We start from the raw sequence: 16486 nt of genomic DNA on the forward strand, positions 1-16486 counted from the left end.
TTACTTAGCAGCACCGGTGCTTTAGGGTCGTGCTACATTTAATAACACTTAATCATTACGATTAATGTAAAGTTGTTGTTAGAATTAAATAAAATAGTGTTGGAGAATATACCGATGTTGGAGAACAGTATGCGCAGCGTAATTTATCTATTGTTGGCTTTATCAATGTCAGCTTGTGTTCAGGTAAATACTGAAATTGAAAAAGCAGAATCGCAATTAGCCATTTCCAGTGTCCATGATCGGGAATTACTGCTTGACCAACATTCAACCTTTGCCTTTACGCCATTACAACAAAATGAGAATGGTGCAGTATTCCCCATGGTAACCGCCGAAATTGAAATGTTTCTTAAACGTAAAGGTTTTCAACGGGTAACCGCAGAGCAACAACCAACGTTTTATATTGGTTATATTCTTGAACGTGAGGGGGAGCCCAGTGATGAGCAATTGTCTGAAACCTTTGGTTTAAACCCTGGGTTACCCGATCTGCCAGAGCTAGAAAAAGGCACCATGCTGGTGTTTGTCTTAGATGGAGAAAGTAAGCAGTTTGTTTGGCGAGCAGCCGCCCAGGGCTTTGTCCTTGACGATTTGGATGCAGAGCAGAAAAAATTGCGTTTACAGCAAGTAGTCCATTCGACCTTAAACCAGTTCAACAACAAATAATTACGTTTCATTACACTATAATAACAATGTATTTGAAACTTTCAGTGAATAGTGTTGGTCTATTTACATAGCGCTATTCAGTAATAGCGACAACGCAATAGATCAACAAATTGATATCAGTTATCTGATAAAAGGTGGTAGTTATGAAAAAGGTAATGAATATCATTGCTGTACTGTTTACAACCGCAATGTTTAATGCACCTGCATTGGCTGGTCAGGCCGAAATTGATTGGGTGAAGCCCGATAGTTTTACCGATATACGGCAGGCAAATGAATCAAAAAGCAATTTTCAAAAACGTGTTTTTAAAGAATTTGATAAACATTTTATGGCGTTAGCGGCAAAACTTCCAGAAGGCCAAACATTAAAGGTGTCGGTGACTAATTTAGACTTGGCTGGCGATGTTCGTTATATGGTAGGGCCGAACAACGCGACCATACGTATTGTCGACGATTTGTATTTTCCAAAAATGAAGTTTGATTATCAATTATTTGCCGCCGATAACAGCGTGATCAGCAGTAACAAGGTTGACATTAAAGATATGGGGTTCAACCATGGCATACGCCGTAGTAGCAGTTCAAATGCCTTTCATTATGAAAAAAACATGATCGATGACTGGTTTTATGACACTTTTCCCACGGCCAAGGATAAGAAATAAATTATCGGACGTGGTATGAATGCGCCTAGTCTAGCATGGCGCTTTTATCTTGATTATTCCCAACGATAAGCCCAGGCAACAGCATAAACTACTGAATCGTTACCTCGCCTTGTGGTCACCCCTTTATTTGCCAAAAGTTTAATGCTGTGCTGGCTGTTTAACGCCAAACTGTAAGTAAAACCAGCTCGATAATTTTTTGATTTATTCGATTTCTGTTCGCCATCGACAAAAGTATCACCGCCCCAAAAGTAATTACCATTAAGAGAAATCCAATGGCCAGGGCCAATATCATAAATCAGGTGTGACTGAATGTTATAAATAGGATCTTGTTTAAAAGTTTTATCACCTTGTAGTTCATCATTATCGGTAAATATTTTGGCGGAGACGGCTAAATCTAACTCCCAGGAACCAAATGGTATTGAGGTGCCAATTTCGGGTTTTACAAACCAACGGTTGGCGCCAATATTCAAGATGTAGTCGGTATCGTATTGGCCTGTGGGTATACTGACTTGTAAGCTGACTCCAACCACAGTAGTTTTCGGCTGCTTGATAAAATCAGCCATTTTCTGTGCTTTTGCGCCATAAAAATTGTAGTTAAGCCTAACTCTGGTATCGGTGATCCCGCAAAATTTTCTGGAAATATCTTCGCCTTGGTAAATGGCCTCACCATAGGCACATGCCTGACCCGTTGAGATATCAAATTTACTGGCATTACCGAACAAACTCAATGTTCTGGCGTAAGCAATGGCAGGCCCATCTATCTCAAGCGTAAGATCTTCCACCGGCACATCTGCTGAGGTATACACGTCGCCATCGGTATAAACATACAAGGCGCCAAAAAAATTTTGTTCAGTCGGCAAATTGATGTAAGAGCGAGGATCGAGCTCTTGCGCATTTATTGCCGAGCAATATCCAATTATTGCACCTAGCGAAAGATATATCCCTATTCTTTGATTAATGTAGTGCAATCTATTTCTCCCTCAGCATATTGTACCAAGTTGATTATTTTTGTTGGTAGTGACCTTCAAATTCAGCCATGACTTTAAACAACTTTTCAATTTTTTTGACTAGGGTAACGAGTACCTGTTGATCTTTATTTTGTTGCCAAATTAATAACTCATCGGCTATTTCTTCAATATAAGGTTGAAAGCTATCTGCGGTTGATTTAAAACCGGCATCTTTGGGGAAAATGGCAGTAAAATTAGCCTTTTTATCTGCTCTTAACTCACCAAGTGCGCTGTCGGCAACGATGGAACGTTTCAGTAACTGCGAGATATTTTCAATTAATTTCTGTTCAAGTTGGATGTTCATTTTATGTTATCTTTGAAGGTTGATTTTGTATTATGACAAATTAATCGGGGTCTTGTTAGTTTCACCGGCAATTTCCTGCACTAATTTAGGCATGAGAAAGCCAGGTAATGTCGCCATCATGTTATTGGCGATTTTAGTTGCAGCGTGAACGTCAACATCAAAATGTGCTGCACCCGCCACCGGGTCGAGTAAATGCAGGTAATAAGGCAATATACCCATCGAAAACAGACGCTCTGACAAAGCACATAAGATTTCACTATCATCATTAATATTTTTTAGCAGGACACTTTGGTTAAATAAAGCGATGCGTTTATCCCGAAGCGGTTGAATGGCAAGTTCAAACGACTGATCTATCTCGTTGGGGTGATTAATGTGGAATACCATCACCACTTGTAAACGGCCTTGTGACAAGGTGTTGACCAGTTCTGCAGTTATCCTTTGAGGGATCACTACCGGTAAGCGAGTATGAATTCTCACTCTTTTAATATGCTCAATCTGTTGCAGTTGCGCTAACAGCCAGGCTAAATGTTCATCTTTTGCCATTAATGGATCACCACCACTAAAAATAACTTCGTTTATTTCCACGTGCTCGGTGATGTAATTTAACGCGCTTTGCCAACGCAATTTGTTTGGACTGTTATCTTCATAAGGGAAATGACGACGAAAACAATAGCGACAATTTACCGCGCAGCCGCTTTTCACTATCATTAACACTCGATGTTTATATTTGTGCAATAATCCTTCGGCAACAGTATCGTGTTCTTCCAGCGGATCAGCAATAAACCCGGGAACAGCTTGTTGTTCAGCCGACAATGGCATCACTTGTTGCAACAGTGGATCGTTAAAATTTCCCTGTTGCATTTTTTTAATAAAGGGGCGGGGCACTCGCACCGGAAATAGTTTACGAGCAGCGAAATGGGCACGATACTTTTCTTCGTCAATATTCACTAAAGACAATAATTCTTTCGGGCAGGTCACCACATTTGCCAATTCTTGTTGCCATGACAATTCTTTTGTTGAAGAATAGTGCAAATCATCTGCAATTCGGGTTATTATTTGCGGCATTAATTTATCTCTGCTCACTTAGCGCTTTATAAGCGAATAATAACCAATAGATGAGAGAACTCCAACTCATAAGAGAATACTATGGCAAATTTCAGTACTAGCGAATTTAAAAACGGTCTTAAATTAATGATCGATGGCGAACCATGTAACATTTTAGATAATGAAACCGTTAAACCAGGCAAAGGTCAGGCTTTTAACCGCATCAAAATTCGTAAACTAATTTCGGGAAAAGTCATTGAGAAAACCTATAAGTCGGGAGAATCTGTTGAGGGTGCCGATGTTATGGAAACTGACTTAGCTTATCTCTACGCAGATGGTGAGTTTTGGCACTTCATGAACAATGACACATTTGAACAAATTGCTGCCGACGAGAAAGCGGTTGGTGACAATGTTAAATGGCTTAAAGAAGGTGACTTATGTGTGATCACCCTTTGGAATGGCTCGCCTATTACCGTTACCCCACCAAACTTTGTTGAGCTAGAAGTGACAGAAACGGATCCGGGTTTAAAGGGTGATACCGCTGGTACTGGTGGAAAGCCAGCTACCTTAAATACGGGCGCTGTAGTGCGTGTGCCGTTATTCATCCAAATTGGTGAAGTGGTTAAAGTAGATACCCGCAGCGGCGAATACGTATCTCGCGCTGGCAAGTAGGCTGCTTAGCAACACACGTCACAAAAAAGGAGCCTAGGCTCCTTTTTTAATATAGATAATTGAGAAATAATGAACTGGCAAGCGAGTGCAAACCTTGAAAATTTAAAGAAACGTGCCGAAGTGTTGGCAACCATTAGGACGTTTTTTGCTGAGCGTAATGTGTTAGAGGTTGATACCCAGGCATTATCTCATGCTACGGTGACTGACTTGCATCTGGTGAGCTTTGAGACACAATTTCTCCAGGCCGGTGCCAATAAAGATTCCGCCACAACCTTATACCTGCAAACATCCCCTGAATTCGCGATGAAACGGCTACTGGCCAGCGGCAGTGGTTGTATTTATCAAATTTGTAAGGCCTTCAGAAATGAAGAGTCAGGCCGTTTCCACAACCCTGAATTTACTATTCTTGAATGGTATCGAGAGGAGTTTGATCACTTTGAACTAATGAAGGAAGTTTCTCGATTAGTCGAACGAGTCTTAAAATGCCGCCCTGCTGAACAATTCACCTACCAGCAAGTATTTAGCAATTATGTTGGCGTAGATCCCTTGCATTGCACAATTGCTGATTTACAACAAGCTGTGCTTACTCATCAATTGCATGCAGACTGGGTTTTGCAAGAACATAATTTAGATACATTATTACAATATCTGTTCACTGAATTAGTCGAGCCAAAAATTGGCCAAAATCTACCTTGTTTTATTTATAACTTTCCCGCGAGTCAGGCGGCATTGGCAAAAATAAGCGGTGTTGATAACCGGGTTGCAGAGCGTTTTGAATTGTATTTTAAAGGTATTGAACTGGCCAATGGTTTTCATGAGTTAACCAATTCTGTCGAACAAAAACAACGCTTTGAAGCAGATAACAGGCTAAGGCAGCGTTATAATTTGCAACCGAAACCGATAGATGAAAATTTGTTGCAAGCATTAACCCATGGCTTACCCAATTGCGCCGGTGTTGCGCTGGGCATTGACCGTTTAGTTATGCTCACAGTGGATGCTTGTGCTATTGATGACGTCATCGCTTTTCCTGTTAACAGAGCGTAACAAAAAATTCCTGTTATACTTAAAATAATGTGATATTATCACTATTATTAACTGTCCTTTTACAGAGAACTTTATTCATGCTTGATAGACTTGGCATTACCGCTACTTCGCTTTGTGCGCTGCATTGTATTTTGTTGCCGGTATTGCTACCTGTTTTATCATTGTTAGGCATAGAGTTTTTAGGCTCGCATGAATCTGAGCACATCTTCTTATTTGCTACCTTAATTTTGGGCTCATTTGCTCTATTTTCAGGTTTTAAACGTTATCATCGTAAAATCTATCCATTTTACCTATTGTTTTTAGGTGGCTTTATTTATTGGCATAAACACAGTGTTGATGAAAGTATGCAACCAATTATGATCATTGTAGGAGCCTGCTTGTTAATTGCTGCTCACGTGGTGAATCTAAAACTGTGTAATAATTGTCGTACCTGCAGTGACCATGAATGTGGTTCAGAGATGAACTAAACCATTAGTTTTAACAACATTCATAAATAAGGGGGAAATGTGAAAGCATTTCCCCCTTATTATATTTGTGAACGCTTATTCTTGCAGCTCTTTTAACTTTCTGGTTAAGGTGTTTCTGCCCCAGCCCAATTTTTTTGCCGCTTCTTGCTTGTGTCCATGGGTAAAGTTCAACGCTCTGTCGAGACAGATCTTTTCAAACTCTGGAATTGCAGAAGATAAGATATCATCCATACCATTATTTAATTGCTCATCTACCCAGGATGATAATTGTTGTTGCCAACCGCCATGAGTATTCGCCGAAATTACTGCTACCGAGTCTTTTGATAGCTCTTCAGGTAAATCGTCCATCAGTATTTCCTGGCCACTTGCCATTACCGTTAAATAGCGACAGGTGTTTTCTAATTGGCGAACGTTGCCAGGCCAATCGCAGCGTTGCATAAACTTAATCGCATCTATTGAGATTGATTTACATTCCACTCCTAACTCATTGGCGGCAAGATTTAAAAAATGTTTTGCCAGTTGCTCAATGTCTTCCTTGCGTTCTTTTAAACTCGGTAAATGAATTCGGATCACATTCAGACGATGAAACAAATCTTCACGAAAATCGCCACTGTTTACCCTTTCTTCCAGGTTTTGATGAGTGGCGGCAATGATCCTGACATCGACCTTTATCGGATTATGTCCACCAACCCGGTAAAATTGTCCGTCAGCGAGTACCCGCAATAAGCGAGTTTGCACATCGAGTGGCATATCACCAATTTCATCGAGAAATAAAGTACCACCGTGAGCTTGCTCAAAGCGACCCTGGCGGACCGAATTGGCGCCGGTAAATGCGCCTTTCTCGTGGCCAAATAACTCGGATTCGATCAAATCTTTCGGTATTGCGGCCATGTTTAATGGAATAAATGCAGCGCTTTTTCTTGGGCTGTGTGAGTGTAAAGCGTGCGCGACTAACTCTTTACCAGTACCCGATTCACCATTGATTAGCACACTGATGCTGGAGCGGGACAAACGGCCGATAGCCCTGAAAACTTCTTGCATTGCTGGTGCTTCACCAATAATGCCTACGCCATTTTGTTTATTAACAACGGCTGCTTTCTGCGCACTTTGCTCTTGCGCATGCACCAAGGCACGTTTGGTTAGGCTTAATGCCTCATCAATATCAAATGGTTTTGGCAAATACTCAAAAGCCCCACCTTGATAGGCATTTACCGCACTGTCTAAGTCGGAATGGGCGGTCATAATGATCACCGGTAAATCCGGGTACTTATCATTGATAATAGCCAGTAAGGTCATACCATCCATTTTGGGCATCCGAATATCTGAAATAATTACCTCAGGTTGGCTAATTTCAATGGCAGCCAGTAAATCGTCGGCATTACTAAATGAAGCACAACTTATGCCTTCTCCTTTGAGAGCACGCTCTAGTACCCAACGTATCGAGTTATCATCATCAACAATCCAAACTTGCTCTGCGTTCATCTTTTACGTTCTCTTTGTTAAAGGTAGTAATATGCTGAATTCGGTGCGTCCAGGATAGCTGTGGCACGACAATTTGCCCTGGTGCTGGTGAATTAACGTTTGTGCAATTGACAAGCCTAAGCCGGTGCCATCTGATCTGCCAGAAACCATAGGATAAAAAATCGTATCCTGTATCGCTGGTGGTATCCCCGGGCCGTTATCAATAATGGATAACTTAACGGCGAGTTTTACTTTTTTACCATTAATGGTTTGATTGGTGGCAATGCGGGTTTTTAAGGTGATCACCCCATTTTTATCCAATACCTGAGTGGCATTACCAATAATATTGAGTAACGTTTGTTGCAATTTTTCGGTATCAAGCCCGATATCGGGAATGGAAGGGTCATAATCGCGAACAAACTCGATGCCCTTGGCATTATCAAGACTGACTAATTGGTGCACTTTTTCCATTACTTCATGGATATTGTGCATTTCAATATTTGGTAACTGATTTGGCCCTAACAATCTATCCACCAAGTTTGTTAGTCTATCAGCCTGTTCAATGATCATTGCGGTGAACTCTTGCTGATCATTAGTAAGTTCTTTAGCCAGTAGTTGCGCCGCGCCGCGCAATCCTCCCAGCGGATTTTTTATTTCGTGCGCTAAACCTCTGATCAAATCCCGTGCGGCTTCCCATTGCTGCTCTTGAAATATTTCGGCGCTGATTTGTTTTTGCTTATCAATTTGTTTGCACTCCAATAAAATATGTTCGCAGCCATTAAATAGAGCAGTAGAGGCGGTAACTTCCAGGGTGATGTGATAATTTTCAATAAACTCAAGGACAACTTCTGAATCGGTAAAATCCTGGCCAGTACGAAAGACTTGCTTTAACCTTTCTGCGGTAATGGAACAGTGGGTAAAAATATCGAGAAATTCTTTTTGATATAAACGATTAAGACTTTTAGAGAATAGCGCTTCAGCAGAAGAGCTTAAGTATTGAATTTTTAGCTCGTCATTAATGATGACCACAGCCGTTACTAGTTGCGGTACCAATTGTTGTGCATAGGATAATCGAATTTCTTTTAAGCTGGCATTAGTATACAAGGCTTTCTCCGCTGCACCGTTATGGTGCGACCATTTATTGAAGTGTAATAAACGGTCAGGTTATTTGCACCTGTACAGAGAGAATTAGTCTAATTAACTCTGGTTCGATGCAGGTAAACAGTTCTTTCTTTAGAAGATGCAATAACCTTGCCTTGATTGTTAATTAATTCTAATTTTATTTTATGTTCGCCGCGGTCTACGTCTCTTAGAATGAATACCGAACGTGTTTGTGGGTCACCATGAATGGCGCCGTTCATAATTAATTGTACTTTAAAGCCTTGTTTAAAAACCGGGGCTACCCTACCTGAAATATAGATAGAACCTGAATTATCACGTATAGTAGCATGGTCTTCTGGTTGAGAAATTTCCACTTGATAGTCTTCTTTCACTACCCGTGGGGTGATGTCCAATACAGATGTATTTACCGAAGAAATAATCGTTTGCGTATTTTTAATCTCAATTTCTTCAGCAACTTCCTCAGCCCCGGGTTTAGGACTGTCAGAAAACACCAAATCACCACTTTCGCTTCGCCACACATATACTTTCGACGATGCTGCCAACGATGAACCTATAAGTGAAAATAACAGTATTACAAAAATTGTATACTTTGCCATTAATAAAAATTTTCCTTTTGAACCACTATGTCAATTGAAAATAACCATATTGCAATAAGTACTAATACTTAATCTAACTAAATAATCGTATCAATACCAGTAAATTGTTGAGGCATTGTGAATTGATTTAATTATAGCAGTAACTTCAGCAAACAGGAGGACGGAATAATATTTCATTAAAAGTTTATGATTAATAAAATTAATGACTTATATACCCGTCAGCATTCAAAGTGCAGGATTGCAGTGGGAATTAAAAGTGATTTAGGCAAGGCATTCAGAATTTATATCATCCATGATAATTCTAAGATAATTCTAAGATAATTCATCCTTGAATTAAAATTTTAGACGACACCATGGATGGTGGAGGTAGGGCGACTCAGGAGGCAAAGTCGAGAATGGTTATTCCATTGTTAAAATTTATAACGCGGCATTAATACATGGATGTATGTAAGTAGAATAAAGCAGGAGCTGTTGTCGAGGAGCAGACACCGGGCATAAAAAAGCCCGCAATCAGCGGGCTTTTTTTAAATCAATGGCTAGTTGAAATTATACGCTGTAGTACATATCAAACTCTACCGGGTGAGTCGTTGAGTTTAATAATTCAACTTCATCACGCTTAAGACCAATGTAAGCATTGATCATATCGATATCCATAACACCACCAGCAGTTAAAAACTCATTATCAGCTTCTAGTGAATCAAGTGCTTCTTCAAATGAAGAACATACTTGTGGGATTGCTAATGCTTCTTCAGCTGGAAGGTCGTATAAATCTTTATCCATGGCATCGCCAGGGTGGATTTTGTTTTTGATGCCGTCAAGGCCAGCCATTAACATTGCAGTGAATGCTAAGTATGGGTTTGCTGTTGGATCAGGGAAACGAACTTCGATACGCATTGCTTTCGGGCTTGGCACAATTGGAATACGGATAGAGGCGCTGCGGTTACGGGCAGAGTAAGCAAGCATTACTGGCGCTTCAAAACCAGGTACAAGACGTTTGTACGAGTTTGTTGAAGCATTAGTGAACGCGTTAAGCGCTTTGGCATGCTTGATGATACCACCAATGTAGTAAAGCGCATCTTGCGATAATCCGCCATACTGGTCGCCAGAGAACAAGTTAACACCGTCTTTCGCTAAAGATTGGTGAACGTGCATACCAGTACCATTATCACCAACTAGTGGCTTAGGCATAAACGTCGCTGTTTTACCATATGCGTGAGCAACGTTATGAACAACATATTTATAAATTTGTACTTCATCGGCTTTTTTAACCATAGTGTTAAAACGACAAGCGATTTCGTTTTGACCTGCGGTTGCTACTTCATGGTGATGTGCTTCAACGACTAAGCCCATTTCTTCCATGACTAAACACATTGCTGAACGCAAGTCTTGTGATGAATCAACAGGAGAAGTCGGGAAATAACCGCCTTTAACACCAGGACGATGTCCCATGTTACCTTCTTCATATTCGGTACCTGAATTCCAAGAAGCTTCTTTGTCATCAATTTTGTAAAAAGAACCAGACATGTCGGTGTGGAAACGAACGTCGTCAAATACGAAGAACTCAGGCTCTGGACCAATTAATACCGTGTCAGCTATGCCAGTAGAGCGCATGTACGCTTCAGCGCGGTTAGCAACTGAACGTGGGTCACGGCTGTAACCTTGCATAGTTGCCGGTTCTACGATGTCACAACGTAAGTTTAATGTTGCTTCTTCAGTGAACGGGTCCATAACAGCAGTAGATGCGTCAGGCATCATTACCATGTCAGATTCGTTAATGCCTTTCCAGCCTTCAATTGAAGAACCATCGAACATTTTACCGTCTTCAAAAAAGTCTTCATCAACTTGATGATGAGGAATTGAAACGTGTTGCTCTTTACCTTTTGAATCAGTAAAACGTAAATCAACGAACTTAACGTCGTTTTCTTTGATTAAATCTAAAACTGCTTGTGACATGAACGTCTCCGAAATTTATCTGCAAGTTAAAATTAAAATGCTAAACATTTGCTTGCCAACTACTAAGCTATAATCGTGCCAACACTACAACCATTGAAATATATAGCTTTTTAATTAATGCGAGCTCAGTCATTGCACTAGTATGGTGCGTCGGTGGATCTTTATGGTGCGTGCACCACGATGTTGCTCCGCTTAGCATATCTTGTCTATGTCAATTTGAGTACTAGACGCTATTATACTGAAACATTTTCAATGTGGGCGCAACTGCTGTATAATCCGCGCCCAAAGAAGTGTCGTACATTTTTCGTACGTACTCAACCATTACATTAAGGCTAAAGATAGTGTTAGATAAATTACGTAACATCGCGATCATTGCGCACGTTGACCACGGTAAAACTACCTTGGTAGATAAGCTGCTTGATCAATCAGGTACATTAGATTCACGCGCTGGCCATGACGAGCGTGTTATGGATTCAAACGATATCGAGAAAGAACGTGGTATCACCATTCTTGCTAAAAACACCGCAATCAACTGGGGTGAATACCGGGTAAACATCGTAGATACTCCTGGTCACGCCGATTTTGGTGGGGAAGTTGAACGTGTTATGTCAATGGTTGACTCTGTTCTACTTATTGTTGACGCACAAGAAGGTCCAATGCCACAAACTCGCTTTGTAACGAAAAAAGCGTTTGCGCAAGGGTTAAAGCCAATTGTTGTCATTAACAAAATTGACAAGCCTGGCTCTCGTCCTGAATGGGTAATGGATCAAGTATTCGATTTATTCGACAACTTAGGTGCAACAGACGAGCAATTAGATTTCCAAGTGGTTTATGCCTCGGCAATCAACGGTTGGTCTTCTATGGATGCTGACAAAGAAGGCACAGACATGACGCCTTTATTCCAAACTATCGTTGATCAAGTGCCGGCGCCGGATGCTGATATTGATGGTTCTTTCCAAATGCAAATCTCGCAACTTGATTACAGCTCATACCTGGGTGTTATCGGTGTTGGTCGTATTACTCGTGGTTCAGTTAAACCTAACCAGCAAGTAACGGTTGAAGGTTCAAACGGTAAAATTCATAACGGTAAAGTTGGTAAAGTATTTGGTTACTTAGGTCTTGAACGTCATGAAACTGACTTAGCTGAAGCGGGTGATATCATTGCCATTACTGGTTTAGGTGAGTTAAAAATTTCTGATACGATTTGTTGTCCAAACGAAGTGGAAGCATTACCACCATTATCAGTAGATGAACCAACTATTAATATGACGTTCCAGGTAAATACTTCTCCGTTTTCAGGCCAGGAAGGTAAATACGTTACCTCACGTAACATTAAAGAGCGTTTAGACAAGGAACTCGTTCACAACGTTGCCTTACGCGTTGAGCAATTAGACGACCCCGATAAATTTAAAGTATCAGGTCGTGGTGAATTACATTTAGGTATCCTAATTGAAAACATGCGTCGTGAAGGTTACGAATTAGCCGTATCACGTCCAGAAGTTATCATGCGTGAAGTTGATGGCCAAATGGAAGAACCGTATGAATCGGTAACGATTGATGTTGAAGAGCAGCATCAAGGTCCGATCATGGAAAGAATGGGTGTTCGTAAAGCCGAGCTTACTGATATGGCACCAGATGGTAAAGGCCGGATTCGTATGGACTTCATCATGCCAAGTCGTGGTTTGATCGGTTTCCAAACTGAATTTATGACGTTAACTTCAGGTTCTGGTTTAATTTACCATACGTTCCTACAGTACGGTCCTCATAAAGGTGGTGAAATTGGTCAACGTCTTAACGGTGTAATGATCGCTAACGCCACAGGTAAAGCGCTTACTAACGCCATCTTTAACTTACAATCTCGCGGTCGTATGTTAATCGGTCACGGACTGGACATTTATGAAGGCCAGATCATCGGTATTCATTCACGTGATAACGACTTAACGGTAAATGCCCTGAAAGGTAAGCAGTTAACCAACGTTCGTTCATCAGGGACTGATGAAGCGCAAACGTTAACGCCACCAATTATCATGTCACTAGAGCAAGCTTTAGAGTTTATTGATAATGATGAATTAGTAGAAGTAACGCCTGACAGCATCCGTATACGTAAAAAATTCTTGAAAGAGAGTGACCGTAAACGTGAAGGTCGCACAGCGAAAAAATAATCACTAATTAACGATTATTGAAAACCGCTAATGGCATTACCGTTAGCGGTTTTTTGCTTCAAGGATGATGGAATGCAAACTACCATGGATGGTATTGGTTGGCGAGAATTCATTCTCGCGTAATGGCGTAAGCCAGGTTAACTTTGCCACATTTTTACTATTTCACAGTATCCTTAGTAATAGTGTGGTTTAAATGCTTGTTTTAACAGCGTTTGAACGCCATAAAGTGGGAATTTTATTGCTTATTTACTGCTTTAAAGGTATTTTTAACGGTGGGTAAAACAATAAAGAATGGGCATCCGGCACAGAGGTAACTCATTCAATTTTAAACATCATTAAGGGTGAATTATGGAAACCATGGAAATTATTAATTTCTTGGCTCGTTGGGGCCACTTACTATTCGGGATGACCTGGATAGGACTTTTATACTACTTTAACTTTATTCAAGGCGGTTACTTTAAAAAAGCAACTCCTGAAGCTTTAGCTGACGCGAAAAAACACCTAGCACCTGCTGCTCTTTGGTGGTTCCGTTGGGGCGCAATGTTCACTTTCCTAACGGGTTTAGTGCTACTTGTCGGTGTGATGAAACTTGGTTATTTAAATGCTGGTATTGTTTTAGGCGCAACCATGGGAACATTAATGTTCTTAAACGTGTGGTTAATTATCTGGCCCAACCAAAAAATAGCTTTAGGTATGGTTGAAGGTGACGGCCCTGCAGCTGGTGCAAAAGCACTGCTAGCGTCTCGTACTAACACATTATTCTCAGGCCCGATGGCATTTTTCATGTTAGCTGGCGGTCACGCTGGTGCTCTTGGCTTTGGTTGGGGTACAGGCATGGGCAGTACTGCGATGTGGGTTGGCTTAGCGATTATTGCAGCATTAGAAGTGAACGCTATTGTTGGTAAGCAAGGCACAATGACAACTGTTAAAGGTGTTATTACTTCAAGCTTAGTACTAACTGCAGTGTTAGTTGCGGTATTAAAATTAGTTTAATTTTAACCAATTAAACCCGTATCAATGCCGAGTTTATACTCGGCATTTTTGTGTTTGCTGCCTAATCAAGCTTCGTAACCGGTTGGCGGGGTTTCAACCTCGCATAAAAGGTCACATCAAAAATCACTCGGTCAATGGCGATGAACTCCGGTATTTCGCCGCATCAATAATTGACCAAAGATGTAGCAATGCACCGACTATCCAGAATACCCAGGTAAAATATAAAATACCGCTGAATACAAAAAATAATAGAGCGGCAAATATACGACCCTGCACTAATTGTCCTAATCCGGGGATAAAAATGCAGCATATCGCTGCTAACACATTACCACCTGAACCTTGTCTTGCCATGAAGTTCTCCAAATATTTTAATTTATGGTATTTAATCTAGTATAGTTAATATAACACTAGGAAAACTATAGAATAATCAATGAAATTGTCACAAATTATTGCACGTTACCCGAAGACCATACCGGTAATTCGTTTTATTCAACATTACTTTAAGCGTTGCGGTCATGATCAAATACAAGTTTCTGCAGGCTATTTGTCTTATGTGACATTAATGTCTTTGGTGCCCTTGATCATGGTGACATTTTCAATAGCGTCAGCGTTTCCCATTTTTGCCGAATTACACAATGACATAGAAAAATTTGTGTTCAGTAACTTTGTGCCCACTGCGTCGGAATTAATCCAGGAGCATGTTGATGGGTTTGTCAGTAATGCATCAAAAATGTCGGCAACGGCTATTTTTGTATTGTTTTTGCTGGCATTATTGCTTATCTCCGCAGTAGATAAAGCCTTAAACCGGATTTGGCGCATTCACAAACCACGCAAAGCCGTCACTTCATTTGCCGTCTATTGGATGATTTTAACCTTGGGCCCGGTGTTAGTCGGGGTAAGTATATTGGCTACGTCCTATATAGTGTCCCTGGTCACGTTCAGTGGTGTAGATATGAGCACGTTAAATAATTTAATGCTCAGAGTGTTGCCATTTTTTGCTTCTTTAGCCGGTTTTTTAGTGCTTTATTTGTTGGTACCTAACACCGAAGTTCGGTTTAAGTTTGCGCTAACAGGGGCCGTCATCGCTGCCTTATTGTTTGAGCTGGCGAAAAAAGCCTTTGCTGCTTACGTCACTCATCTGCCATCTTACGAAGCCATTTATGGCGCTTTGGCAATTATCCCTATTCTGTTTGTCTGGGTCTATTTGTCGTGGTTAATTGTGTTTGTTGGTGCCGAATTCACCGTTTGTCTTCAAGAATTTACTCATAGAAAATCTACAGCAAACAATAAATAGACTAAAATTAATAACGATTTAACTATCTTCTAGGAAATATGTTGCATAGCTTGTATCCCAAAATTAAGCCCAATAAAATCGAATATCTGCAAGTGGGCGAGCATACCTTGTATGTTGAAGAAAGTGGTAACCCAGAGGGGATCCCCGTAGTGTATTTACATGGCGGTCCCGGCGGTAGCAGTAGTAGTGACCATCGACGTTATTTTAACCCGGAGAAATATCGCATCATAGTGTTTGATCAGCGCGGCAGTGGTAAGTCGACACCGCATGCAGGCATTATCAACAACAGCACCGATGATCTTATTGATGATATGGAAGAGATCCGTGAATATTTTGCCATTAGCAAGTGGTTAGTGGCCGGAGGCTCATGGGGCACAACATTGGCACTTGCTTATGGCATTAAACACAGCATTAGAGTCACCGGGTTTATTTTAAGAGGGATTTTTTTAGGGACAGACAGTGAGGTCAATTGGTTATATGGTAGTGATGGTGCCGGCGCCATTTACCCCGATTATTATCAGGATTTTATTGCACCGGTGCAGCATCAGCATTTTAGTGACCCAGTAAAAGCGTTTCATCAATTGTTGACCTCAGAAAATGAAATTGCTCGCATCACCGCCGCGAAAGCCTGGACATTATGGGAAACCCGAATTTCCGCGTTATTAGTCGATAAGCATGAACTGGACAGCCAGGAAGAAACTCATGGTGCCATTGCCATGGCCTGTATTGAAAATCATTATTTCAGTAATCACTGTTTTTTTGAGCCGGATTATCTGCTCAAAAATGTGAGTAAAATTGCACACCTGCCGGCCTTTATTATTCATGGCCGTTACGATATGGTTTGTCAGTTAAAACAGGCCCATTTATTGGCCGAGCACTGGCAAAATTCACAGTTACAAATTATTCCTAAAGCCGGACATAGTGGCTTTGAAGACGCGATAATTGATGCCATTTGTCAGGCATCTGATAAAATGGCTGACTTTATCGAAAACCAATAGTGTTGAGCGATATGGAAACCTATTGCACGACTGTGTTCGCCTTTAATGTCATT

17 protein-coding genes are annotated in these 16486 nt (G+C 40.9%); 9 read left to right on the forward strand and 8 right to left on the reverse strand.

All coding sequences use genetic code 11. The features are described 5' to 3' along the window. Positions 1-129 precede the first annotated feature (129 nt). Together ND16A_RS00635 and ND16A_RS00630 are read left to right on the forward strand one after the other, a co-directional pair. Entirely contained in the window at positions 130-660 is a 531-nt protein-coding gene (locus ND16A_RS00635; protein WP_033079405.1) for a DUF4136 domain-containing protein, read from the forward strand. A 143-nt stretch (positions 661-803) separates the two neighbouring features. Beyond that, positions 804-1316, forward strand: coding sequence for a DUF3016 domain-containing protein (locus ND16A_RS00630; protein WP_033079406.1), 513 nt, complete (start codon positions 804-806; stop codon positions 1314-1316). Between the two features lie 53 nt (positions 1317-1369). On the opposite strand, the gene ND16A_RS00625 is transcribed toward ND16A_RS00630, so the two are convergent. From ND16A_RS00625 to epmB, 3 genes are read right to left on the reverse strand one after another with little or no spacing between them, the layout of a single operon-like run. Then, positions 1370-2284, reverse strand: coding sequence for a transporter (locus ND16A_RS00625; RefSeq protein WP_081945749.1), 915 nt, complete (start codon positions 2282-2284; stop codon positions 1370-1372). A gap of 34 nt (positions 2285-2318) precedes the next feature. After that, the gene (locus tag ND16A_RS00620; RefSeq protein WP_033079407.1) at positions 2319-2627 is read right to left on the reverse strand and encodes a hypothetical protein; all 309 of its coding nucleotides are present in this window, start codon (positions 2625-2627) and stop codon (positions 2319-2321) included. A gap of 30 nt (positions 2628-2657) precedes the next feature. Next, positions 2658-3692, reverse strand: coding sequence for an EF-P beta-lysylation protein EpmB (gene epmB / locus ND16A_RS00615; protein ID WP_033079408.1), 1035 nt, complete (start codon positions 3690-3692; stop codon positions 2658-2660). Positions 3693-3773: 81 nt separating this feature from the next. Here epmB and efp point away from each other — a divergent pair, with 81 nt between their 5' ends. From efp to ND16A_RS00600, 3 genes are all read left to right on the forward strand, one after another. Beyond that, positions 3774-4343, forward strand: coding sequence for an elongation factor P (efp, locus tag ND16A_RS00610; protein WP_033079409.1), 570 nt, complete (start codon positions 3774-3776; stop codon positions 4341-4343). Positions 4344-4412: 69 nt separating this feature from the next. Then, positions 4413-5387 carry an elongation factor P--(R)-beta-lysine ligase gene (epmA, locus tag ND16A_RS00605; protein WP_033079410.1) on the forward strand — a complete coding sequence of 325 codons (975 nt, stop codon included), beginning with the start codon at positions 4413-4415 and terminating at the stop codon, positions 5385-5387. A gap of 77 nt (positions 5388-5464) precedes the next feature. After that, positions 5465-5854, forward strand: coding sequence for a MerC domain-containing protein (locus tag ND16A_RS00600; RefSeq protein WP_033079411.1), 390 nt, complete (start codon positions 5465-5467; stop codon positions 5852-5854). Positions 5855-5929: 75 nt separating this feature from the next. Here ND16A_RS00600 and glnG read toward each other — a convergent pair whose 3' ends face one another. From glnG to glnA, 4 genes are all read right to left on the reverse strand, one after another. Then, positions 5930-7336 carry a nitrogen regulation protein NR(I) gene (gene glnG / locus ND16A_RS00595; protein ID WP_033079412.1) on the reverse strand — a complete coding sequence of 469 codons (1407 nt, stop codon included), beginning with the start codon at positions 7334-7336 and terminating at the stop codon, positions 5930-5932. A 3-nt stretch (positions 7337-7339) separates the two neighbouring features. After that, complete coding sequence (gene glnL / locus ND16A_RS00590) at positions 7340-8419, reverse strand: nitrogen regulation protein NR(II) (protein ID WP_081945751.1); 1080 nt, start codon at positions 8417-8419, stop codon at positions 7340-7342. Positions 8420-8508: 89 nt separating this feature from the next. Then, positions 8509-9033 (reverse strand): DUF4124 domain-containing protein, encoded by a 525-nt coding sequence (locus ND16A_RS00585; protein ID WP_033079413.1) that lies wholly within the window; start codon positions 9031-9033, stop codon positions 8509-8511. Positions 9034-9579: 546 nt separating this feature from the next. Further along, positions 9580-10986 carry a glutamate--ammonia ligase gene (glnA, locus tag ND16A_RS00580; protein WP_033079414.1) on the reverse strand — a complete coding sequence of 469 codons (1407 nt, stop codon included), beginning with the start codon at positions 10984-10986 and terminating at the stop codon, positions 9580-9582. A gap of 338 nt (positions 10987-11324) precedes the next feature. On the opposite strand from glnA, the gene typA reads away from it, so the two are divergent. Both typA and ND16A_RS00570 read left to right on the forward strand, forming a co-directional pair. Next, on the forward strand, positions 11325-13148 hold the full coding sequence (gene typA, locus ND16A_RS00575; protein WP_033079443.1) for a translational GTPase TypA: 1824 nt from the start codon (positions 11325-11327) through the stop codon (positions 13146-13148). 348 nt (positions 13149-13496) lie between these two features. After that, on the forward strand, positions 13497-14141 hold the full coding sequence (locus ND16A_RS00570; protein ID WP_235282264.1) for a urate hydroxylase PuuD: 645 nt from the start codon (positions 13497-13499) through the stop codon (positions 14139-14141). Positions 14142-14264: 123 nt separating this feature from the next. Here ND16A_RS00570 and ND16A_RS00565 read toward each other — a convergent pair whose 3' ends face one another. Next, on the reverse strand, positions 14265-14492 hold the full coding sequence (locus tag ND16A_RS00565) for a hypothetical protein (protein ID WP_033079415.1): 228 nt from the start codon (positions 14490-14492) through the stop codon (positions 14265-14267). A gap of 79 nt (positions 14493-14571) precedes the next feature. Here ND16A_RS00565 and ND16A_RS00560 point away from each other — a divergent pair, with 79 nt between their 5' ends. Both ND16A_RS00560 and pip read left to right on the forward strand, forming a co-directional pair. After that, positions 14572-15435 carry a virulence factor BrkB family protein gene (locus ND16A_RS00560; RefSeq protein ID WP_052073352.1) on the forward strand — a complete coding sequence of 288 codons (864 nt, stop codon included), beginning with the start codon at positions 14572-14574 and terminating at the stop codon, positions 15433-15435. A 38-nt stretch (positions 15436-15473) separates the two neighbouring features. Next, positions 15474-16433, forward strand: coding sequence for a prolyl aminopeptidase (gene pip, locus ND16A_RS00555; RefSeq protein ID WP_235282265.1), 960 nt, complete (start codon positions 15474-15476; stop codon positions 16431-16433). Positions 16434-16486: the final 53 nt, after the last annotated feature.

This window comes from Thalassotalea sp. ND16A, assembly GCF_000764205.1.
Lineage (GTDB): Bacteria > Pseudomonadota > Gammaproteobacteria > Enterobacterales > Alteromonadaceae > Thalassotalea_A.

Coding starts and splice junctions, on each gene's coding strand:
- ND16A_RS00560 (WP_052073352.1), top strand. CDS start 14,572: ATGAAATTGTCACAAATTATTGCACGTTACCCGAAGACCATACCGGTA.
- ND16A_RS00635 (WP_033079405.1), top strand. CDS start 130: ATGCGCAGCGTAATTTATCTATTGTTGGCTTTATCAATGTCAGCTTGT.
- pip (WP_235282265.1), top strand. CDS start 15,474: ATGTTGCATAGCTTGTATCCCAAAATTAAGCCCAATAAAATCGAATAT.
- efp (WP_033079409.1), top strand. CDS start 3,774: ATGGCAAATTTCAGTACTAGCGAATTTAAAAACGGTCTTAAATTAATG.
- glnA (WP_033079414.1), bottom strand. CDS start 10,986: ATGTCACAAGCAGTTTTAGATTTAATCAAAGAAAACGACGTTAAGTTC.
- glnG (WP_033079412.1), bottom strand. CDS start 7,336: ATGAACGCAGAGCAAGTTTGGATTGTTGATGATGATAACTCGATACGT.
- epmB (WP_033079408.1), bottom strand. CDS start 3,692: ATGCCGCAAATAATAACCCGAATTGCAGATGATTTGCACTATTCTTCA.
- ND16A_RS00570 (WP_235282264.1), top strand. CDS start 13,497: ATGGAAACCATGGAAATTATTAATTTCTTGGCTCGTTGGGGCCACTTA.
- ND16A_RS00620 (WP_033079407.1), bottom strand. CDS start 2,627: ATGAACATCCAACTTGAACAGAAATTAATTGAAAATATCTCGCAGTTA.
- epmA (WP_033079410.1), top strand. CDS start 4,413: ATGAACTGGCAAGCGAGTGCAAACCTTGAAAATTTAAAGAAACGTGCC.
- ND16A_RS00600 (WP_033079411.1), top strand. CDS start 5,465: ATGCTTGATAGACTTGGCATTACCGCTACTTCGCTTTGTGCGCTGCAT.
- ND16A_RS00585 (WP_033079413.1), bottom strand. CDS start 9,033: ATGGCAAAGTATACAATTTTTGTAATACTGTTATTTTCACTTATAGGT.
- ND16A_RS00565 (WP_033079415.1), bottom strand. CDS start 14,492: ATGGCAAGACAAGGTTCAGGTGGTAATGTGTTAGCAGCGATATGCTGC.
- ND16A_RS00630 (WP_033079406.1), top strand. CDS start 804: ATGAAAAAGGTAATGAATATCATTGCTGTACTGTTTACAACCGCAATG.